This is a genomic window from Stenotrophomonas sp. Marseille-Q5258 (genome assembly GCF_946900935.1).
Taxonomy (GTDB): Bacteria; Pseudomonadota; Gammaproteobacteria; order Xanthomonadales; family Xanthomonadaceae; genus Stenotrophomonas; species Stenotrophomonas nematodicola.
In genome coordinates, this window is the sequence record NZ_CAMPPN010000012.1 from 134,841 (window position 1) to 155,083 (window position 20,243).

A 20,243-nucleotide genomic window follows, 5' to 3' on the forward strand; every position below is an offset into this window, starting at 1 on the left:
CCGGTACCGAGCCGTTGGAATGCCGGCCCTGCTGGGCCGGCACGCCCTTCTTACTGGCACGCCTCGCAGGCTTCCGGGTTCTCCAGCGAGCAGGCCACGGCGTCCACCGGGGTGTAGCTGCTGACAGTGGTCTTGGCGATCTTGGTGGCCGGACGCGAACGCAGGTAGTACGTGGTCTTGATGCCCTGCTTCCAGGCGTACATGTACATGGAGGACATCGCGCCGATGTTCGGGCTTTCCATGAACAGGTTGAGCGAGGCGGACTGGTCGATGAACGCGCCACGGTCGGCGGCCATGTCGATCAGCGAGCGCATCGGCAGTTCCCAGGCGGTGCGGTAGACGTGGCGCAGGGTTTCCGGAATCTGGGCGATGCCCTGGATGGAACCTTCGGCCAGCTTGATCGCATCGCGCATTTCCGGCGTCCAGTGACCCAGCTTCTTCAGCTCGTTGACCAGGTAACGGTTGACCTGCAGGAAGTCGCCGGACAGGGTCTCGCGCTTGAACAGGTTGGACACCTGCGGTTCCACGCACTCGTAGCAGCCGGCGATCGAGGCGATGGTCGCGGTCGGGGCGATGGCGATCATCAGCGAGTTGCGCAGGCCATGTTCCTTGATGCGCTCGCGCAGGGCATCCCAGCGCGCGCTGTCTTCGGGCACCACGTTCCAGGCGTCGAACTGCAGTTCGCCGCTGGCCGCACGGGTGTCGGCGAAGGACGGGTGCTTGCCGCGTTCCTGGGCCAGTTCGACCGAGGTTTCCAGTGCGTGGAAGTAGATCGTTTCGGCGATCTTCTTCGACAGCGCGCGGGCTTCGGCACTGTCAAAGGCCAGGCGCTTGCGGAAGAACACGTCCTGCAGGCCCATGCAGCCCAGGCCGACCGGACGCCAGCGCAGGTTGCCGCGGCGTGCCGATTCGATCGGATAGAAGTTCAGATCGATCACGCGGTCGAGCTGACGCACGGCCAGGCGCACGGTGTCGGCCAGCTTCTCGTAGTCGAACTCGCCGTGGGCATCGAAATGGTTGCCCAGGTTGATCGAGCCCAGGTTGCACACCGCGGTTTCTTCGGCCGAGGTGACTTCCAGGATTTCGGTGCACAGGTTGGACAGGTGGATCACGTTGCCCGGACGCAGGGTCTGGTTGCTGGCGCGGTTGCACTTGTCCTTGAAGGTCATCCAGCCGTTGCCGGTCTCGGCCAGGGTACGCATCATCCGCGAGTACAGCTTGCGCGCGGAAATGGTGCGGTTGGCCTTGCCCTGGGCTTCGGCCTGCAGGTAGGCCTGCTCGAAGGCTTCACCGAACAGGTCGGTGAACTCGGGCACCACGCGCGGATCGAACAGCGACCATTCCTGGTCGGCCTCGACGCGCTTCATGAACAGGTCCGGGATCCAGTTGGCCAGATTCAGGTTGTGCGCACGGCGCGATTCGTCGCCGGTGTTGTCGCGCAGCTCGAGGAAGTCCTCGATGTCGGCGTGCCAGGTTTCCAGGTACACGCAGGCCGCGCCCTTGCGCTTGCCGCCCTGGTTCACCGCAGCGACCGACGAATCCATCGTCTTGAGCCACGGCACGATGCCGTTGGAGTGGCCGTTGGTCGACTTGATCAGCGAACCGCGCGAACGCACGCGGGTGTAGCTGACGCCGATGCCGCCGGAGAACTTGGACAGCTGGGCGATGTCGCCGTACTTGGAGTAGATCGACTCCAGCGAATCCTGCGGCGAATCCAGCAGGAAGCACGAGGAGAGCTGCTCGTGGGTGGTGCCGGAGTTGAACAGGGTCGGGCTGGACGGCAGGTAGTCCAGGTTGCCCATGCGGCGGTACAGCGCCAGGGCTTCCGGCACGTCCTCGCTCAGTGCACTGGCGATGCGCAGGAAGAACTGCTGCGGGGTCTCGATCACCTTGCGGGTGTGCGGATGGCGCAGCAGGTAGCGGTCGTAGAGGGTACGCAGACCGAAGTAATCGAAGTTCAGGTCCAGCGAGATGTCGATCGCATCGTTGAGCTTGCGCGCATTGGTCTGTACGAAGTTCAGCAGGCGGTCGTTGATCAGACCCACTTCATGGCCACGGCCGACGGACTGGGAGAACGCGTAGATCTCCTGGCCGGACACTTCCTTGGCGATGAAATTGGCCAGCAGGCGCGCCGCCAGGCGACCGTATTCGGGTTCTTCACCGATCAGCAGCGCCGAGGTGCGGATGGACAGCTCGTCCAGCTCCTGGGTGGTGGCACCGTTGTACAGGCCCGAGATGGTGCGGGTGGCCACGCGCATCGGGTCGACAGCGTGCAGACCTTCGGCGGAACGCTGCACCGCACGCACGATCTTGTTCAGGTCCACCAGTTCGGTAGTGCCGTTGCGCTTGGTGACGCTCATGGCGTTTGCCGTGGGCGGCGAGGTCAGCAGGAACTGACTGTCCTGTTCGGTGGCTGCGCTGGTTTCGGTGCTCACGGCGGTTTCCTCTTGGCGTGATGTTGGGTGGCACAGGGACGCCTGCCGGGCAGGCGCCGGACCAGTGCGCTCGGTATCCGAGGGTGGAACAGCGGTGTCGCACGGGCCGCGACCACGCAGTCAGCCTGCGGGCGGTTCCCCTGCGTCACCGGTCATCTCCCTCCGGAGATGTGGCGCGACCGGTACCGCACGCTGTACTTCGTGCGGTTGTCGGCAGGTCCACGATGACGGCTGCGTTGCCGGCCACCGCTGAGGGCGGTACCGGCTGCGTGCTGGCTCGATCACCGCGCTTCCCTTTTGATCCGGCGACTTGGGGTCGCTGGAACCGACGGCCACAAGATAGTGGGGGTAATAGGGATCGTCAACGCCAAATGTAGTGAAAGTTGGCAATCCCTTACAGCGCAAGGTTCCGCTCCCGAACGCCGCTCCGGCGCCCCCGAGACCTGTCGAAACCGAGTGCGCAGTCAAGGCCGGAACAGTCATCCCGGACGCGACGCAGGGGCGCGGAAAACAGAACGACGGCTCACGCGGACGTAACAAACCGGGGTTCGGGGGCCGGTCGCGGATGACTTCCGACCCGCGCCCGGTCGGTCCAACGGTGCCACGCTGGCCCCTCCCCCTCGGAGACTCACGCATGAGACTGGCCCTGACTGGATGTCTGCTGATGGCCCTGGGGGCGCCCGCCGCCGCCCACGCCGACGAACCCGGCAACGCGCCGGCCCTGTCCTCGCGGGAATGCGGGGTGAGCACGCCTTACGACGTGCTGGTGGACAGCGGCGGGATCTGGCTGCGCAACCGCGACCAGGTGCCGGCGGAGATCTTCTTCCACGACGGGGAGCTCAACATCGACCGCCAGCCGATTCCGGTCAACGCCGCCGACGCCCAGCGGCTGCGCCAGCTCGAATGGGGCACCCGGCAGCTGGTCCCGGCGGTGGCCGGGGTGGCCGGCGAGGCGGTGGACATCGCCTTCGATGCGTTCGGCGCCACGGTGGAGATCATGAGCGGGAGCCGCAGCAAGGCCCGCCAGGTGGCCCGCCTGCGCCAGGACGCCCACGACCACGTGGATCGCACCCTCGGCCGTGGCATCTGGGAGCAGGAGGCGTTCGGCGCGGGCTTCGAGCAGCGCGTGGAGCAGGCGGCCGAGTCGATGGCCGGGTCGCTGGCGCGCGGGATCATGTGGACGATGTTCACCGGCGGTGCCGGCCGCATGGAGGCCCGCGCGGCCAGAATGGAAGGCGAGCTGGAACGCAGCATGGAGATCCGCGCCAGGGCGCTGGAGGGCCACGCCCGTTCGCTGTGCACCCAGGTGCTGGCGCTGGACGATATCCAGCGCGCGCTGGAGGTGCGCTACCAGGGCAAGCCGCTGGCGATGATGGTGATGGACCGCGACCAGGACAATGCCCCCGGGGTGGCGCGGGAGCAGCCGCGCGGCGATGCGGTGGCCCTGCCCCGTCCCTGACGGCGGCGTGCCGCCCGGCGGGGCGGGGCCGGTGACTAGGCGCGGTGCGCGGTGCCGAGGTACTCGGCGCTCTGCATCTCGATCAGCCGCGAGGCGGTGCGCTCGAACGCGCCCTGCAGGCGCACGCCCGAATACAGCGCCACCGGGGAATCGCTGGCGGTGCAGACCAGATTGACGTGGCGGTCGTACAGCTCGTCGATCAGATTGACGAAGCGGCGCGCGGCATCCTCGTTCAACGTGTCGAAGTGCGGGATGTCGCCCAGCAGCACGGTGTTGAACTCATGCGCGATCTCGATGTAGTCCGACGGCCCGCGCGGGCCTTCGCACAGCGCCGTGAAGTCGAACCAGACGATGCTCTTGCCACGCCCGCGCACCGGGATCTTGCGCGCTTCGATCTCGATGTTGCCCGGCTTGGCGGCCGTACCGCCGCTGAGCTCGGCCCAGCGGCCGGCCAGCCATGCATCGCTGCCGGCGTCGCGCGGGGACCGGTAGACCGGCGAGCGGGTCAGCGCGCGCATGCGGTAATCCTCGGTGCCTTCGGCGTACAGCTCCACGCAGTAGGTCTGCAGCAGCCCGATGGCCGGCATGAAGCTGTCGCGCTGCAGGCCGTTGAGATACAGGTTCTCCACCGCCGTGTTGGAGGTGGTCACCAAGGTCACGCCCTCGGCGAACAGGCGTTCGAGCAGGCGCGCCAGCAGCATCGCATCGCCGATGTCGGTGACGAAGAACTCGTCCAGCACCAGCACGCGCAGCCTGCTGCGCCATTCCTGGGCGATCTTCGCCAGCGGGTCGCTCTGGCCCTGGTGCTCACGCAGGCGCTCATGGATGCCGCGCATGAAGCGGTGGAAATGGGTGCGGTACTTCTGTTCGATCGGCAGGCCGTCGTAGAACAGGTCCACCAGGAAGGTCTTGCCCCGCCCCACGCCGCCCCAGAAGTACAGCCCCTTGACCGGCTCGGGCCTCTTCCAGAACGCCGACAGCCGGTCCAGCCAGCCGTCCTGCGCGCTGTCCACCAGGGCGATGTGGATGCGGTCCAGCTCAACCAGGGCCGCATGCTGGGCCGGGTCGTCCTGCCATTCGCCGCGCGCCACGCCGTCGGCGTAGCGCTGGGTCGGGGTCATCGCGGTATCGCTCATGCCGTAACGGCGTCCGCGTTGGGCAGCCAGTGCTTGACGCCGTGGGTGATGGCCCCGCGCAGGTCGATCAGCTTGCGGTGGAAGAAGTGGCTGGTGTCGGGCATGCGTACCAGCTCATGCGGGGCACCGATGCCCTCCAGCCAGGTGTAGACGGCCTGCGGGTCGACGATCTCGTCTTCGTCGCCCTGGATCACCAGCCACTGCGACGGCGGCTGCACGCCCTCGAAATCCCAGCGGCCGGCGGGCGGGGCGATGGACACCAGCGCGGCCGGCTGCAGGTCGCCAGCCGCACGCAGCGACACAAACGCACCGAAGCTGAAACCGGCCAGCCACAGCGTGGCCTGCGGCTGCTGCGCACGCACCCAGGCCGCGACGGCCTTGAGATCGTCCTGCTCGCCGTTGCCGTGGTCGAACTCGCCGGCCGACTGGCCGACGCTGCGGAAATTGAAGCGCACCGTGGCGATGCCGAGATCGCGCAGCGCGCGTGCGGCCATCGTGACCACTTTGTTGTGCATGCTGCCACCCTCGGTGGACAGCGGGTGGCAGACGATCGCCACCACGGGCTGCACCACGACATCGGCGTCCGGCAGATCGACCACGACATCCAGCGGACCGACCGGGCCGTCCAGCGTCAGCGCAGCGCTTTCTTGGGGAAATGGGGGATTGTGCATGGCGTCATAATAGCGTCCCTCCGCGCGCTTCACCGCCGCTTCCACCGGGTCCGTCATGCACCATCTGGTTTTCAGCGTCCTCTGCAGCGTGCTGGTCTCGGTTCTGCTGAAGCTGGCACCGCGCCGGCAGCTGGACATGCCGCAGGTGGTGACGTGGAACTATCTGGTCGCCAGCGTGCTCAGCCTGCTGCTGTTGAATCCGTCACTGGCGTCGCTGCGCTCCACGCATGCGCCGTGGCTGGCGCTGCTCGGGTTGGCGGTGACTCTGCCGGCGATCTTCCTGGTGATGGCCCGTGCGGTCACCCGTGCCGGCATCGTGCGCAGCGACGTGGCCCAGCGCCTGTCGCTGCTGTTGTCCCTGCTGGCGGCCTTCCTGGTGTTCGGGGAAACGGCCAACGGCTGGAAGCTGGCCGGGCTGGCGCTGGGTCTGCTGGCGATTCTGGGCATCAGTGTGCGCCCGCGCGCCTTGGCCACCGAGGCCGGCGGCGGGCGCGCGTGGCCGTGGCTGCTCGGGGTGTGGGTGGGCTACGCGCTGGTGGATATCCTGCTCAAGCAGGTGGCACTGTCGGGGACACCGTCGATGGCCGCGCTGACCGTCTGCTTCGGGCTGGCCTTCGTGCTGATGCTGGGACTGCAGCTGTGGCGGCACGCCAGCGGGGCCGCGCCGCTGCACTGGCGCAACGTGGGCGCAGGCGCGCTGCTGGGCCTGCTCAACTTCGGCAACATCCTGTTCTACGTCCGCGCCCACCAGCACCTGCCGGACAGTCCGGCGGTGGTGTTTGCCGGGATGAACATCGGCGTGGTGGTGCTGGGCGCGCTGGTTGGCATCCTGGCGTTCGGCGAACGCACCAGCGTCTGGAACCGCATCGGCCTGGGGCTGGCGGTGGTGGCGATCGGGCTGATCGCCTGGGGGACCTGGTCGGTGTGAGGCAGGGTGCGGATTACCGGTCGAAACCGAGCAGCAGCGGGTCGTGGTCGGAGCTGCGCCACGGGCCGGATGCGTTGCGGTCGCGGTAACCGACGTCATCGGCTTCATCGGCGTTGATGTGCCATTCGGCGGCGCCGCGCAGGCGCTTGACCATGCCTGGGCTCAACAGCGCGTGGTCCAGCCGGCCGCTCATGCCGTTGTAGACGTAGCTGTAGGGGTGAGCGACCTTCGCCTCGGCGAAGGCGTCGTGCCAGCCGGCGGCGTGCAGGGTGCGGATCGGGTCTTCCATCGCATAGGCATTGAAGTCGCCCAGCAGTACCGCATCGGCGGTGCCGGCACCGGTCGGGTCGGTGCGCAGCCACTGGTCCAGACGCCGCGCGGAGTCCACGCGGGTGGCGTTCCAGCAGGCCTGGTCGTCCTTCTGGTCGGCATCGGCGCCGCTGGCTTCCGAGCAGCCCTTGGACTTGAAGTGGTTGGCCACGACCACGAACGGCGCGCCCTTGCCGGCGCGGAAGGCCTGCGCCATCGGCACCCGGCTGTGCGGTCCGAACGGGCCCTGCTCGAGCGTGGCCGGCCCACCGATCGGGGTGACCCGCGAAGCGCGGTAGATGATGCCGACCCGGATCGGGTTCTCGCCCGGGCCCTGCTTTGCATCGATGAAGCGCCAGTCGGCGCCGGCGCCACGATCGGCATTGAGGGCGTCGACCAGCTGGGCAATCGCCGACTGCGGGCCGTAACCGTCGTTCTCCAGCTCCATCAGCGCGGCCACGTCGGCGCCGAGCGCGTTGATGGTGGCGACCAGCTTGGTCTTCTGCGCCTGGTGTTCGGCCAGGGTGCGGGCGCCGCGCAGGGTCGGATAGCCGCCGCCCTGCCCGTCGCCGTTGAAGAAGTTCTCCAGATTGAACGCGGCAATGTGCAGCCTGCCGGCGACCACCGGGGCCGCCGGGCGTTCCAGCGCCGGCAGTGTCAGCGGGCGGGTGACCTGCAGGCGCGGGGTGCCCTTGTCGTCCACCCGCACGATGCCTTCCACATTGCGCAGGATCATGCCGGTGCGCAGGGTGGCGCCGGCCGGCAGGTAGCCCACCGGGCCCGGGTCGCGCGCACTGCTGCCGTCATCCAGCAGCAGGCGGCGGTGGCGGTTGTCGGCCACCACCTTGTCGTGGGCCGCGCTGCGCGGGGCGGCCACTTCGCTGGGCTGCCACAGGCGGCCGCCGAAAGCCACAGTGAGTTCGCCGAAACGCGCCAGTCCGTCGGTGCCGGCCAGGGTAAGCGGGGCGGCGATACGCACCTGCTGGCCGTCCAGCGCCTGCCAGTCGGCGGGCGCGGCGGTCAGGGTGACAGTGGCACGGGCGGCGGGGGCCGGCGACGCCGGCTGGACCTGCGGCTGGGCCTGGGCGAACGCGCACGCCGGCAGCGCCAGCGACAGGGCAAGGGCGAGGGAACGGCGGCGCATCGACAGGCTTCTCCACAAAAGTGGTGCACAGACTACCGCCGAAATGTGACCCGTCCAGCGCTGTGCGGCGTATCGCCGGCTCCGGCAAAGCATCCGGGGCGGGGGAGCCTCGTTGCCGGCCGGCGGCCGGCACTACTTCAGGTTGGCGAGCATCCAGTCGACCGTGGCGTGGATCTGCTCTTCAGTCAGAGCCGGGTTGCCGCCCTTGGGCGGCATGATGCCGCCATCCGGACCGGTGTAGCCCTCCACGGCGTGCTTGTAGAGGGTGTCCTTGCCCTGGGCGATGCGCGCATCCCAATGGCTGTGGTCCAGGGTGGGGGCATTGCCCACGCCGTTGGTGTGGCAGGCCGTGCAGAGGTTGTCGAAGATCACCTTGCCGTCGGTGGTGCCGCCATAGGCGACCTGCGAGGCCGCCTTGGCCAGGGCGGCGGCTTTGGCCGCTGCCTGGGCGGCCGCACCGGTGCTGCCGGCATAGACGGCGCCGGCCGGGGCGATGCGCTGTTCGGTGCGCTTCACCGCCTGCGGCGAGATTTCAGGGGGAATGCTGGTGTGCAGATACGCTGCAAAGAGAATCAGGCCGAGCGTGATGGCCATCAGCAGCGCGATGACCATGGAGAAGCGTTTCAGGAACTCGAGGTCGTAATTCCGCACTCTCTATACCCCTGGCTGGTAGTCGTTGGACCACGGCTTGTCGGCCGAGTATGACCAGCGTCGGCGGCGCTCTGCAAGCCGCCCCCGGGTGTCGCATTGCAGCATCGGCGCGGCTCAGGCGCCGGCGGCGCGCAGGCAGAAACCGCAGATCGACGCGACCAGCGCGTTCTCGTCGCCGTGCGCATCGCGGCTGGGCGCGGTCGGCCCGACCAGCGCTTCGGTGAACGCCCCGACGATGCAGGCTGCGGCGACGGCGGTGTCCTGCGCGGGAAAGCTGCCGTCCTCGATGCCATCGGCAATGATGCGGCGGAACACGTCGCCGAACAGCCGGCGGCAGCGGATGCGTTCGGCTTCCACCTCCGGGTCTACCGGCTCGGCGATGAAGGCGTAGGCCAGACCGGGGCCGGCCAGCGCGCGGCGGACAAACGCGGTGATGGCGCGGCGCAGGCGCTCGGGGGCAGGCAACGGTTCGGCGGCGATCGCTTCGAAGATGCGCAGCTCGTGCGCCACTGCCGCCGTGAGCACCTCCACGAACAGCTCGGCCTTGGACGGGAAGTGCCGGTAGATCAGGCCCGTGGAAACGCCGGCCTCGGCCGCCACGGCGGTTACCGGGGCATTGCGGTAGCCGCCGGCCGCCACCAGCGCGCGGGTTGCCAGCAGGATCCGTTCACGGGCCCCGGCGAGGCGTTCTTCCATCAGGGCGGAGCGTTTGTAGGCCATTTGTTGATTCTATGTTCAATTTTTGAATTTGTGTTCACTTCTTGATCGAAGCGGGCTACGCTGCGCCCATACCCAGCCGTCTCGGAGCCGCCCTCATGCACGTCCCCACCATGAACTTCGATCTCGGCGAAGAGATCGACCTGCTGCGCCAGAGCGTGGCCCATTTTGCCTCTGCCGAGGTCGCGCCGCTGGCCGCCAAGGCCGATGAGGAGAACCTGTTCCCCAACGCGCTGTGGCGCAAGTTCGGCGAACAGGGCCTGCTCGGCCTGACCGTGGAGGAAGAATACGGCGGCAGCGGCATGGGCTACCTGGCCCACGTGGTGGCGATGGAAGAGATTTCGCGCGCCTCCGGCGGCATCGGCCTGTCCTACGGCGCGCACTCCAACCTGTGCGTGAACCAGCTGCGCAAGAACGGCACCGAAGAACAGAAGCGACGCTTCCTGCCCGGCCTGTGCAGCGGCGAGAAGGTGGGCGCGCTGGCGATGAGCGAACCGGGCGCGGGCTCGGACGTGGTGTCGATGAAGCTGCGCGCCGACAAGCGCGGCGACCACTACGTGCTCAACGGCAACAAGATGTGGATCACCAACGGCCCCGACGCCGACGTTCTGGTGGTCTATGCCAAGACCGATCTGGCCGCCGGTGCCAAGGGCATCACCGCGTTCCTGGTCGAAAAGGGCATGAAGGGCTTCTCCACCGCGCAGAAGCTGGACAAGCTCGGCATGCGCGGTTCCAACACCTGTGAACTGGTGTTCGAGGACTGCGAAGTGCCCGAGGCCAATGTGCTGGGTGCGGTCGGCGGTGGCGTCAAGGTGCTGATGTCCGGCCTGGACTTCGAGCGCGTGGTGCTCTCCGGTGGGCCGCTGGGCCTGATGGCCGCTGCGATGGACGTGGTGATGCCGTACGTGCACGAGCGCAAGCAGTTCGGCGAGGCGATCGGCACCTTCCAGCTGATCCAGGCCAAACTGGCCGACATGTATGTGGGCCTCAACGCCTGCCGTGCCTATGTGTACGCGGTGGCGCGCGCCTGCGACCAGGGCCGCACCACGCGCCAGGACGCAGCCGGTGCGATCCTGTACTCGGCCGAGAAAGCCACCTGGCTCACCGGCCAGGCAATCCAGATCCTCGGCGGCAACGGCTACATCAACGAGTACCCGACCGGCCGCCTGTGGCGCGATGCCAAGCTGTACGAAATCGGCGCCGGCACCTCGGAGATCCGCCGCATGCTGATCGGCCGCGAACTGTTCCAGCGCACGCTGTAAGGAAAGACACGCCATGACGGTACTGAGCACCCAGCTGCAACCGGGCAGCGAGACCTTTGAAGCCAACCGCGCTGCGTTGCAGGCGGTGGTGGACGACCTGCGTGCCACGCTGGCGCAGACGGCGCTGGGCGGCAGCGAAGCGGCGCGGCAGAAGCACACCGCGCGCGGCAAGCTGCTGGTGCGCGACCGCATTGATGCGCTGCTCGATCCGGGCAGCGCGTTCCTGGAGATCGCGCCGCTGGCCGCGCACGGCATGTATGGCGACCCGATCCCGAGCGCGGGCGTGGTCGCCGGCATCGGCCGCGTGTCCGGCGTGGAGTGCGTGATCGTGGCCAACGATGCCACCGTCAAGGGCGGCACGTACTACCCGATGACGGTCAAGAAGCACCTGCGCGCGCAGGAAGTGGCCGAGCAGAACCGCCTGCCGTGCATCTACCTGGTCGATTCCGGCGGCGCCTTCCTGCCGCTGCAGGACGAGGTGTTCCCGGACCGCGATCATTTCGGCCGCATCTTCTACAACCAGGCCAACCTCTCGGCGCAGGGCATTCCGCAGATCGCCTGCGTGATGGGGTCGTGCACCGCCGGTGGCGCCTACGTGCCGGCGATGAGCGATGAAACGGTGATCGTGCGCGAGCAGGGCACCATCTTCCTCGGCGGCCCCCCGCTGGTGAAGGCGGCGACCGGTGAAGTGGTGACGGCCGAAGAACTCGGTGGCGCAGACGTGCACACGCGCATCTCCGGGGTGGCCGACCACATGGCCGACAACGACCTGCAGGCGCTGGCCCGGGTCCGCGCGATCATCGCCCAGCTCAACTGGCGCAAACCCGAGCCGGCGCTGGCGATACAGGCGCCGGTGGAACCTCGGCATCCGGCCCACGAGCTGTACGGCGTCATCCCGGCCGACACCCGCAAGCCGTACGATGTGCGCGAAGTGATCATGCGCATCGTCGACGATTCGCGCTTCGATGAATTCAAGCCACGCTATGGCACCACGCTGGTCACCGGCTTCGCGCACCTGCACGGCTACCCGGTGGGCATCATCGCCAACAACGGCATCCTGTTCTCCGAGTCCGCGCTGAAGGGCGCGCACTTCATCGAGCTGTGCACCCAGCGCGGCATACCGCTGGTGTTCCTGCAGAACATCACCGGCTTCATGGTCGGCCGCAAGTACGAACACGGCGGCATCGCCAAGGACGGGGCCAAGCTGGTGATGGCCGTGGCCTGCGCCAAGGTGCCCAAGTTCACCGTGGTGATCGGCGGCTCGTTCGGCGCCGGCAACTATGGCATGTGCGGGCGCGCCTACTCGCCCAACTTCCTGTGGATGTGGCCGAACGCGCGCATCGGCGTGATGGGCGGCGAACAGGCCGCCAGCGTGCTGGCCACGGTCAAACGCGATGGCATCGAGGCCAAGGGCGGGCAGTGGTCGGCGGACGAGGAAGACCGCTTCAAGTCGCCTGTCCGCGAGCAGTTCGAGCAGCAGGGGCACCCCTATTACGCCAGCGCACGGTTGTGGGACGACGGCGTGATCGATCCGGCCGACACCCGGCGCGTGCTGGGCCTGGCACTGTCGGCCAGCCTCAACGCCCCGGCGCGGAAGACCGATTTCGGCGTGTTCCGCATGTAATGCACGGGCGGTGCCGCAGGGCGCCGCCGCCACTGGCCCGCGCAACGAGACCACCATGTTCACCAAGATCCTGATCGCCAACCGAGGCGAAATCGCCTGCCGCGTCATCGCCACCTGCCAGCGCCTGGGCATCGCCACCGTGGCGGTGTATTCCGACGCTGACCGCAACGCGCGCCATGTGCGCATGGCCGACGAGGCCATCGCGATCGGCCCGGCGCCGGCGCGTGAGAGCTACCTGCGCGGCGATGCCATCCTCGACGCCGCACGCCGCACCGGCGCGCAGGCAATCCATCCCGGTTATGGCTTCCTGTCCGAGAACGCCGACTTCGCCCAGGCCTGCGCCGAGGCCGGCATCGTGTTCATCGGCCCCTCCGCCGCGGCGATCCGCGCGATGGGCGACAAGAGCGCGGCCAAAGCGTTGATGCAGCAGGCCGGCGTGCCGCTCACCCCGGGCTACCACGGCGTTGACCAGGCGCCGGAGTTCCTGCGCGGGCAGGCCGACGGCATCGGCTACCCGGTGCTGATCAAGGCCAGTGCCGGCGGCGGCGGCAAGGGCATGCGCCGCGTCGACAACAGCGCCGCCTTCGTTGAATCGCTGGCCAGCTGCCAGCGCGAGGCGCAGTCGGCGTTCGGCAACGCGCACGTGCTGGTGGAAAAATACGTCGAGCGACCGCGCCACATCGAGATCCAGGTGTTTGGCGACAGCCACGGCAATGTGGTGTACCTGTTCGAGCGCGACTGCTCGGTGCAGCGCCGCCATCAGAAGGTGCTGGAAGAGGCACCCGCGCCGGGCATGACCGCCGAACGGCGCGCCGCGATGGGCCAGGCAGCCGTGGATGCCGCGCGTGCGGTGAACTATGTCGGCGCTGGTACGGTGGAGTTCATCGCCGGTCCCGACGGCGATTTCTACTTCATGGAAATGAACACCCGCCTGCAGGTGGAGCATCCGGTCACCGAGTGCATTACCGGCACCGACCTGGTGGAGTGGCAGCTGCGCGTGGCCAGCGGCGAGCCGCTGCCGATGCGCCAGGACCAACTGCAGATCCGCGGCCATGCGCTGGAGGCACGCCTGTACGCCGAAGATGCCGACCGCGGCTTCCTGCCCTCCACCGGCACGCTGCGCCACCTGCGATTGCCAGCCGGCAGCGCGCACGTGCGCGTGGACGCCGGCGTCGAGCAGGGCGATGCGATCACCCCGTTCTACGACCCGATGATCGCCAAGCTGATCGTGTGGGACGTGGACCGCGATGCCGCGCTGCGTCGCATGCAGCAGGCGCTGGCCGAGTGCGAGGTGGTCGGAGTAACCACCAACGCCGCGTTCCTGCGTCGACTGGTGATGACCGGTTCCTTCGCCCAGGCCAGGCTGGATACCGCGCTGATCGAGCGCGAGCAGGCCGCGCTGGCACCCAACGAAGGCGACAGCGACCCGGCCCTGTGGGCGTTGGCCGGCCTCGCCGCCGTGGCCAGCAGCGAGGCGGCCAGCGTGGACCCGCGCGACCGCCATTCGCCGTGGCAGGCCCAGGATGGCTGGCGCCTTGGCGCACCTGCCGCACGCCGGCTGACGCTGGAACACCGCGGCACCCAGCGTGTGATCGGCGTGACCGGCCAGCACACCGCCTGGTCGGTGCAACTGGACGACGGTGCCGCCCTGCCCGTGCATGGCGGCCTGGAGGCCGGTGGCCTGCGCGTGCAGATCGGCGACCGGCTGCATCGCGCGCGCCTGGTCCGCGACGGCAACGAGCTGTATCTGTTCGGTGGCGACGGCGTGCAGCGCTTCACCGTGCACGACCCGGTCAGCGAGGCGGACCAGGCGGTTGTCGACGCGGGCAGCCTGCTCGCGCCGATGCCCGGCCGCATTGTCGCCACGTCGGTGGCGCCGGGCACGCGGGTCGCGCGTGGCGCGCCGCTGCTGGTGCTCGAAGCAATGAAGATGGAACACACCCTGCAGGCACCGGCCGACGGCGTCGTGCAGGGCTACCGGGTCAAGGCCGGCGACCAGGTCGGCGATGGCGCGGTGCTGGTGGATTTCGAGGCGGATTAGGCCCGACCGCGGGGAACGGCCATCGCGTCCCCGCGCTCAACCCGCGTCCGCGCCAGGCGTCTTCTCCCAGACGCGCTGGCCGGGATCGAATTCGGTCGTGGTCATCTGTGCCGCGCGCCAGCCGACGCCACAGATGGCCATCGGGCCTTCGGCCATCGGGTCGAGTCCGAGCAGGCGCTCGATCTCATGCTCGTTGATGGCCGCGGTAACAAACGCACCCAGCTTCTGCTGGGTCGCGCACAGCAGCAACTGCTGGGAAAGGTGCCCCACATCCAGCGTCACGGCGCGGTAGGCCTTGGCGTGGTTGCGGTACTTCCAGTAGGTACGCGGGTAGCGTGGTGCCAGCACCACCAGCACGTGCGCATCGGCAAACCAGTGCTGCCCGGCCAGCGCCGACAGCGCCACCTCACGCAGGCGGGTGTCATCGCCAGGCAACCGCGTCAGCGCATGCGAGGCGGGATCGTAGTGATGGATGCCCGTCGCCAGCCCGGCGACGTTCTGCACGAGCAGGTAGGCCTCGGTGGGATGCAATCCACCGGCTGACGGCACGTTCTTCTTGAAGAAAATGCTGTCGGCCTGGAGGTCATAGCGGCCGGTGGCAGCGAAGACACGCTTGAGCAGACGCGCAAGCTCCTGCAGCGGCAGCGCGTGGGCGGTATCGAAGTTGCGGCAGGTCGCACGCGACTGCAGCAGCGCGTCGAAGGCGTCTTCCTCCGGATGCGGAAGCAGCGTGGTGACGCCATCCCGTCGCGCCACCGCCGGTGGTGGTGGACCCAGGTTCCCGCGCAGGCCTGCGGCGGTCTGCATGCCGGCTGATTCGAGCGCGGCGGCGCTGTCCTGGCCCTGCCAGCGTCCCATCCAGTGGGCGATCGCGGCCGGTCCCCACCAGTGCATGTCGCGGAGCTGCTCATCGCGCGTGCGCAACGGATGCGCGCGGTCGCGGATGAACACCAGGCCTCCCTCGACCAGGATCCGCAGCACGTCGGCGTCGGCATCGGCAGGGGGCGCGCTCCAGCGTTGCGCGTCAAAGCGTCCCAGCAGCAGCACCGCAGACGCATCCAGCTCCAGCGGCGCATCCAGATGCGGTGCCAGCGCCAGCCATCGAAGGTGCGTATCCACGCCACTGCCGCCAAGCAGCACGCTCTGCAGCGAGAATGACACTTCGCACTGCGGCTCGAGATGCACGATTCCGCAACGCCGCATCGACCTGCCTGCTTCCATTTCCACGCCGTCCTCAGTGCTTCGCGGATCGCATCCGCCCTTCGTTGTCGGCATCCCTGCCGTATTCTTCAGCCCCACCCGCCCACGCGTGGGCATGCCACATTCAAGTCGCCCCTGCTCTGGCCGCTACCGATCGCAGGCTTGCCGGCCTTGCCTGGCGCCCTGCCCCGTCGCCACCACGCTTCTTCTGTCGAGACTGCCCGCATGTCGAGTGAAAAGACCCCCCTGAGCCCCGCCGATGCCATCAAGCTGCTGGACCTGCTGTCCAGCGATGCCGACTTCCGCGCCCGTTTCGCTGCCAGCCCTGCGCAGGCATTGAGCGAGATCGATGCATCCCTGGGCGAAGCGTCGGTGCTGTGCTGTCTCGACGGCACGCTGGCATCGCCTGCGGAGTTCGAGGCGGCTCGCGAGGCATTGCTGGACCACCTCACCCGGGTGACGATGTTCAACAACCCTCACTGCTTCGTCACCGGCGAGGTGGATGCCTCGCTCAAGCGCACGCCCTGACCAGGGATCAGCGAACGGCCGCGACAGCGGGGCAGCCCGCTGCCGGGCAACGCTGCACGGCCAGCCTGGCGTCGTGCACGTTCAGCGCCTGCATGGCGTAGGAGCCGGCGCTTTCGGCATACGCGCGGCCGCGATTGGCAAGCAGCCACTGCCGTTCCCGTTCCGCATCCTGCTCCGCGCCTTCGGCAAGATAGGCCCTGCGCAGCGCGCTGTGGACCTGGTACAGCTCGCTGCCGTCTTCCAGCGCCTTCAACCGCGCCACGGACTGTCCGGTCTTTCCGCGCCGCGCCAGTTCCACTGCATCCACGATGGACACCACCTGCGCCGCCCGGGCATCGCCGAGCTGGCGTGCCAGCGGCAGCAGAGTGGGCAGGTAGTGGGGCGCGACGCGATCCAGGCCGGCGCGTTGTGCGGCGTAGACGGCCACGGCGGCAAAGTACAGGCGCTGGCCGCGGTCATCGGTGTCGCTGCGCCCGGCCTGCCGCAGCAGCGGCTGCACCAGCCGGTGGAACTCGGCTTCGGTGGGAGGCTGCCCGGTCCCGCTGCGCACCGACAGGTCGATGACGCCAAACAGTTCGCACACCTGGACCGAGGTCCCGCAGTCGGCGGCCGCCTGCTGGGCCGAACGGCGTGCCGCATCGGTATTGCCCTGGTCCAGCGCCAGTGACGTGCGCTCCAGCCAGTTGCCCGGATCGTTCTTTTCCAGCTTTCCCAGCAGTCGGGTGGCGGCGGCAACGTCGCCGGACGCCGCCAGCGCGGCGACGCGCTGACGGGTCCCCTGCCCGCCACTGGAGACGGCCGCCTCGTTGAAGGTGCGCAGCGCCTGGCCGAATTTGTTCTGCGCCAGCTGGGTACGGCCAAGCAGGTCCACGGCCAGGCTGCGCAGGGGGTACTGCATGACATCGCCGTGGCGCACCGCCTGCTCGGCCACCGCGTAACGGCCCATGTCCAGCTCGGACAGACCGTAGTTGATGTGCGCGCCGTGATGGTCCGGGTAGAGATCGGCCAGCAGTTTCCACTTCTCTGCGGCTGCGGCCTGGCCCGGCTCGCTCAATTCCAGTTTCCACGCATCCAGGTACAGCGCCTCGCGCGCGGTGAGGCGGTCACGCAGCAGAACGGCCTTGGCCAGCAGCTCGCGCGCCGGGTCGCGCTGCCCGCGGCTGACCTGGATGCGCAACTGGGCCAGATAGGCGAAGGCGAACTCCGGGTCCAGCCGGGTCGCCTGCTCGAAATACGCCAGTGCCTGCGGCATGCGATGTTGACCGTAGGCCGCCAGCCCTTTGGCATAGGCGTTGAGCGCATCCAGATTGGCGGTGGCCACTTCCGGAAGCGGTGCCGAGGTACGGTCGATATCCTGGAGGGCTTCACCCAGACGGCCACGCAGGCTGGCAACCACATGATCGGTGGAGGCCAGCACCGATTCCAGCCCGCGGCCATCGGCATAGTCGGAGTAGACCGTCTCGCCGCTGGCCGGGTCGACCACTTCAACCGAGACGCGCAGCTTGCCGTGCACTTCCAGCACCGACGGCAGAATGATCGCGCGCGCGCCATCCCGTGCCGCCACCTCCAGTGCAAGACGCCGGTCGAGGCGGACATCGGGCGCACGCCGCATCCGGGTCAGCGTATCGCGCACCTTCATGTCGCTGAGCACGTTGACGAAGCGCGACTGCTCCAGGCTGATCCGGAACGCCTGCTGCAGGCTGTCGTCGAGCAGGACATTGCCGGTGAGGTTGTTGACGTCCCCCACCACGACCCAGTCGCGCTCGGCAAACGCGATCGCCGGCTCCGGCCGCAGCAGCATCCAGCCGCCCACGGCCAGCGCCGCCACCAGCAGTGCTTCAGCAGCCAACGCGGGCGGCTGCCGCCACAGCGGAATGTCACGGCGCGCCTTGGCGTTGCCGCGCGGCATGCGCAGCGGCGCGAAGCCGATCTCGCCCACCTCGAAGACCTCCTGGGTGGTCGGCACGCCCTTGAAGCGCCAGCGGCCGTGCGACTTCCACAACAGGCGCTCGCCGCGCTCGCCCAGTTCGCCGGTGACGCGATGGGTCAGCGATTCGGCCACCGCCGACAGCAGGATCTGGCCGGGGCGGGCCAGCGTCATCAGGCGCGCGGCCATCGGTTTGGCCAGGCCCTCGACCTCGAGCGACTTGGCCCCGACCTTGATCGCCTCGGGGCTGTTTTCCCAGGTCAGCACTTCGCCAACGTGAAGACCGGAACGGGCACGCAGCACGATGCCGCGTTCCTCGCCGATCTGCTGCAGGCCGCGCTGGTAATCCAGTGCGAAGCCGAGCGCATCGATGGCGCGTTCGAAGAGGAGGAACAGACCGTCGGAGCGGTCGATCTGATGGCCGTTCCACTGCTGCTGCAGGGTCAGCACCAGGCGGTCGTGCTGCTGGAACAACTCGGCCGCGGCGCTGTCGCCGATACGCTCGACCAGGATCAGCGAGTCGCACAGGTCGGTGAACAGCAGAGCCCGCAACTGCGGGGTCTGGGTCGACGTTCCGATGTCGCCATTCATGCCGCTCTCCCGATCAGGGCGTATCGGTCGCTGCACGCGACCAGTGCAACCGGTTGCCGCCCAGGCGCTTGGCCTGGTACAGGGCGCTGTCGGCGCGAGCGTACCACTCGCTCCAGTCGCTGTGGGCGTCCAGCAGGCCCACCCCGATGCTGACCGGGCAGACGTGCGGCATGCCGTGGGCGCGGCCCATCAGGCCGTGCACAGCACTGAGGATGAACTCGGCGGCGTGCTGCAGGACATCGGCGTCGGCCTGCCGCAACAGCAGGCAGAACTCGTCGCCACCCAGCCGGCAGGCCATGTCCTGCTCGGTGGCGACCGAGCGCAGGATGTTGGCCACGCTCTGCAGGACGCGGTCGCCGGCCTGATGGCCGTGTTCGTCATTGACCTGCTTGAAGCTGTCGCAGTCGATCAGCAGCAGGCCCTGCGGCGGGCCGTCGGCGTGGCTGCGGCATTCCTGCAGGTACAGCGCCAGACCGCGACGGTTGTGCAGGCCGGTCAGCTCGTCGGTGCGCACCAGTTCGCGGGTGTGGGTGAGCTGGTGGGTGGTGACATACAGGTTGTCCAGCGCGGTTTCCAGGTCGTGGTTGCGCCGGCGCAGCTGCCGGATCAGAACCTGTTCGTTGCTCACCACGCGCATGATGGTCCGCCGCAGGAAGTACGCCACCAGGCCCGGATCGCGGATGACCAGGCGCTGGAAATCGGCGTGGTCCAGTTCCAGCAGTACGCTGTCCTGCAGCGCGCGGGCGTCGGCGCTGCGCGGGTGGTCGCCGATGAGCAGCCCCAGTTCGCCGAAGAACTCATGCTGGCCCAGCGACTTGACCACCAGGTCTTCGCCGAAATCCAGTTCCACCGCGCCGCTCTCGATCACATACATGGTGTCGCCGGGCTGCCCGCGCAGGAACAGCAGGTCGCCGGCGGTCACCTTGCGCTGGCGGCCGAATTCGGCGAACAATGTGAATTCGTCAGGGCTCAAGACGGCATGGACGATCTCAGCCATCGCTGTCTGCGCGATGCCTGGCTCCTGTTCGCACACAATCGCCGCCGCAACCTTGCCGGTCATCCCGTGCACCCGCTTCCCAGCGTTCCCCCGGTGAGCAGAAGAGGATAGCACCGTTAAAAACTGTGCGCCTCATCCCATTTCGGAACCGGGGACGCCCATTTTTACCCGTCCCCTCCGCCTTCACGCTCAACGCCGTCTGCAGGGCGTCCCGGCCAAGGGGCGGGTCCGGAGGGCAGGGTAGACGCATTGGGCAGCCGGAAGACCGATTGCGACAGCACCGGAGGTCTCCCCGGAGTACAACGCATCTGAAATCTCCGACGTCCGCGCGCGCCCTCATCCCCCGGCTGACAAGGCGTCCAGGCGCGTTCACCGGACGCGGCGGTCGGATGGGCCGGGGTTTTCCGATGGCTGTGACCGGGCCGTGTCCCTACGCTGGCGTCCCCCGGTTCACGGAATGTCGACGATATGGATATCTCGCACCGCTCGCTGGCGCCCACCCTTGGCGCTCCCTCCCAGCAGGCGCGCCTGATCCAGCTGCTCGGCCCGGCCTCCGGCCTGGTGGTGGAGCGCTTCGAGGGCCAGGAGGCGGTCTGCGGCAGCACCCGGTTCGAGATCGACTG

15 protein-coding genes are annotated in these 20,243 nt (G+C 68.4%); 6 read left to right on the forward strand and 9 right to left on the reverse strand.

Annotated features, from left to right (window positions below; translation table 11 throughout):
- Positions 1 to 50: 50 nt before the first annotated feature.
- A complete protein-coding gene (locus tag OC534_RS10120; RefSeq protein WP_017356695.1) occupies positions 51 to 2,435 on the reverse strand; it encodes a ribonucleoside-diphosphate reductase subunit alpha in 2,385 nt (794 codons plus the stop codon).
- A gap of 634 nt (positions 2,436 to 3,069) precedes the next feature.
- Between OC534_RS10120 and OC534_RS10125 the strand changes: the two genes are divergently transcribed.
- Positions 3,070 to 3,894, forward strand: coding sequence for a DUF2884 family protein (locus tag OC534_RS10125; protein WP_051008637.1), 825 nt, complete (start codon positions 3,070 to 3,072; stop codon positions 3,892 to 3,894).
- Between the two features lie 35 nt (positions 3,895 to 3,929).
- Here OC534_RS10125 and zapE read toward each other — a convergent pair whose 3' ends face one another.
- Both zapE and OC534_RS10135 read right to left on the reverse strand, forming a co-directional pair.
- Positions 3,930 to 5,030: a cell division protein ZapE gene (gene zapE / locus OC534_RS10130; protein WP_017356693.1), complete on the reverse strand. Its 1,101-nt coding sequence runs from the start codon at positions 5,028 to 5,030 to the stop codon at positions 3,930 to 3,932.
- Positions 5,027 to 5,701 carry an alpha/beta hydrolase gene (locus tag OC534_RS10135; protein WP_026070868.1) on the reverse strand — a complete coding sequence of 225 codons (675 nt, stop codon included), beginning with the start codon at positions 5,699 to 5,701 and terminating at the stop codon, positions 5,027 to 5,029. The genes zapE and OC534_RS10135 overlap by 4 nt, the downstream gene beginning before the upstream one ends.
- 55 nt (positions 5,702 to 5,756) lie before the next feature.
- Here OC534_RS10135 and OC534_RS10140 point away from each other — a divergent pair, with 55 nt between their 5' ends.
- Positions 5,757 to 6,629, forward strand: coding sequence for an EamA family transporter (locus OC534_RS10140; RefSeq protein ID WP_017356691.1), 873 nt, complete (start codon positions 5,757 to 5,759; stop codon positions 6,627 to 6,629).
- Positions 6,630 to 6,642: 13 nt separating this feature from the next.
- On the opposite strand, the gene OC534_RS10145 is transcribed toward OC534_RS10140, so the two are convergent.
- The 3 genes from OC534_RS10145 to OC534_RS10155 form a co-directional block, all read right to left on the reverse strand.
- Entirely contained in the window at positions 6,643 to 8,082 is a 1,440-nt protein-coding gene (locus tag OC534_RS10145) for an ExeM/NucH family extracellular endonuclease (RefSeq protein WP_136006618.1), read from the reverse strand.
- A gap of 132 nt (positions 8,083 to 8,214) precedes the next feature.
- Positions 8,215 to 8,733 (reverse strand): c-type cytochrome, encoded by a 519-nt coding sequence (locus tag OC534_RS10150; protein WP_017356686.1) that lies wholly within the window; start codon positions 8,731 to 8,733, stop codon positions 8,215 to 8,217.
- Positions 8,734 to 8,847: 114 nt separating this feature from the next.
- The gene (locus OC534_RS10155; protein ID WP_017356687.1) at positions 8,848 to 9,453 is read right to left on the reverse strand and encodes a TetR/AcrR family transcriptional regulator; all 606 of its coding nucleotides are present in this window, start codon (positions 9,451 to 9,453) and stop codon (positions 8,848 to 8,850) included.
- Between the two features lie 95 nt (positions 9,454 to 9,548).
- On the opposite strand from OC534_RS10155, the gene OC534_RS10160 reads away from it, so the two are divergent.
- Genes OC534_RS10160 through OC534_RS10170 form a run of 3 tightly spaced genes read left to right on the forward strand, consistent with a single transcriptional unit; the run spans position 9,549 to position 14,377 of the window.
- On the forward strand, positions 9,549 to 10,712 hold the full coding sequence (locus tag OC534_RS10160; protein WP_136006616.1) for an isovaleryl-CoA dehydrogenase: 1,164 nt from the start codon (positions 9,549 to 9,551) through the stop codon (positions 10,710 to 10,712).
- Positions 10,713 to 10,725: 13 nt separating this feature from the next.
- A complete protein-coding gene (locus OC534_RS10165) occupies positions 10,726 to 12,336 on the forward strand; it encodes a carboxyl transferase domain-containing protein (protein ID WP_017356689.1) in 1,611 nt (536 codons plus the stop codon).
- A gap of 55 nt (positions 12,337 to 12,391) precedes the next feature.
- Positions 12,392 to 14,377, forward strand: a complete 1,986-nt coding sequence (locus tag OC534_RS10170; protein WP_262071743.1) for an acetyl/propionyl/methylcrotonyl-CoA carboxylase subunit alpha — start codon at positions 12,392 to 12,394, stop codon at positions 14,375 to 14,377.
- Positions 14,378 to 14,413: 36 nt separating this feature from the next.
- Here OC534_RS10170 and OC534_RS10175 read toward each other — a convergent pair whose 3' ends face one another.
- A complete protein-coding gene (locus OC534_RS10175) occupies positions 14,414 to 15,598 on the reverse strand; it encodes a putative peptide maturation dehydrogenase (protein WP_316044059.1) in 1,185 nt (394 codons plus the stop codon).
- A 204-nt stretch (positions 15,599 to 15,802) separates the two neighbouring features.
- On the opposite strand from OC534_RS10175, the gene OC534_RS10180 reads away from it, so the two are divergent.
- Positions 15,803 to 16,105, forward strand: a complete 303-nt coding sequence (locus OC534_RS10180; protein WP_165699846.1) for an NHLP-related RiPP peptide — start codon at positions 15,803 to 15,805, stop codon at positions 16,103 to 16,105.
- Between the two features lie 7 nt (positions 16,106 to 16,112).
- On the opposite strand, the gene OC534_RS10185 is transcribed toward OC534_RS10180, so the two are convergent.
- Together OC534_RS10185 and OC534_RS10190 are read right to left on the reverse strand one after the other, a co-directional pair.
- Positions 16,113 to 18,623, reverse strand: coding sequence for a putative peptide modification system cyclase (locus tag OC534_RS10185; RefSeq protein ID WP_017356373.1), 2,511 nt, complete (start codon positions 18,621 to 18,623; stop codon positions 16,113 to 16,115).
- Between the two features lie 13 nt (positions 18,624 to 18,636).
- On the reverse strand, positions 18,637 to 19,683 hold the full coding sequence (locus OC534_RS10190; RefSeq protein ID WP_017356372.1) for a GGDEF domain-containing protein: 1,047 nt from the start codon (positions 19,681 to 19,683) through the stop codon (positions 18,637 to 18,639).
- Positions 19,684 to 20,243: the final 560 nt, after the last annotated feature.

What these genes read in the sequence shown, in the direction of transcription:
- OC534_RS10125 (WP_051008637.1), top strand. Translation starts at nt 3,070, where the DNA reads ATGAGACTGGCCCTGACTGGATGTCTGCTGATGGCCCTGGGGGCGCCC.
- zapE (WP_017356693.1), bottom strand. Translation starts at nt 5,030, where the DNA reads ATGAGCGATACCGCGATGACCCCGACCCAGCGCTACGCCGACGGCGTG.
- OC534_RS10135 (WP_026070868.1), bottom strand. Translation starts at nt 5,701, where the DNA reads ATGCACAATCCCCCATTTCCCCAAGAAAGCGCTGCGCTGACGCTGGAC.
- OC534_RS10140 (WP_017356691.1), top strand. Translation starts at nt 5,757, where the DNA reads ATGCACCATCTGGTTTTCAGCGTCCTCTGCAGCGTGCTGGTCTCGGTT.
- OC534_RS10145 (WP_136006618.1), bottom strand. Translation starts at nt 8,082, where the DNA reads ATGCGCCGCCGTTCCCTCGCCCTTGCCCTGTCGCTGGCGCTGCCGGCG.
- OC534_RS10155 (WP_017356687.1), bottom strand. Translation starts at nt 9,453, where the DNA reads ATGGCCTACAAACGCTCCGCCCTGATGGAAGAACGCCTCGCCGGGGCC.
- OC534_RS10160 (WP_136006616.1), top strand. Translation starts at nt 9,549, where the DNA reads ATGCACGTCCCCACCATGAACTTCGATCTCGGCGAAGAGATCGACCTG.
- OC534_RS10165 (WP_017356689.1), top strand. Translation starts at nt 10,726, where the DNA reads ATGACGGTACTGAGCACCCAGCTGCAACCGGGCAGCGAGACCTTTGAA.
- OC534_RS10170 (WP_262071743.1), top strand. Translation starts at nt 12,392, where the DNA reads ATGTTCACCAAGATCCTGATCGCCAACCGAGGCGAAATCGCCTGCCGC.
- OC534_RS10175 (WP_316044059.1), bottom strand. Translation starts at nt 15,598, where the DNA reads ATGGAAGCAGGCAGGTCGATGCGGCGTTGCGGAATCGTGCATCTCGAG.
- OC534_RS10180 (WP_165699846.1), top strand. Translation starts at nt 15,803, where the DNA reads ATGTCGAGTGAAAAGACCCCCCTGAGCCCCGCCGATGCCATCAAGCTG.
- OC534_RS10185 (WP_017356373.1), bottom strand. Translation starts at nt 18,623, where the DNA reads ATGAATGGCGACATCGGAACGTCGACCCAGACCCCGCAGTTGCGGGCT.
- OC534_RS10190 (WP_017356372.1), bottom strand. Translation starts at nt 19,683, where the DNA reads ATGACCGGCAAGGTTGCGGCGGCGATTGTGTGCGAACAGGAGCCAGGC.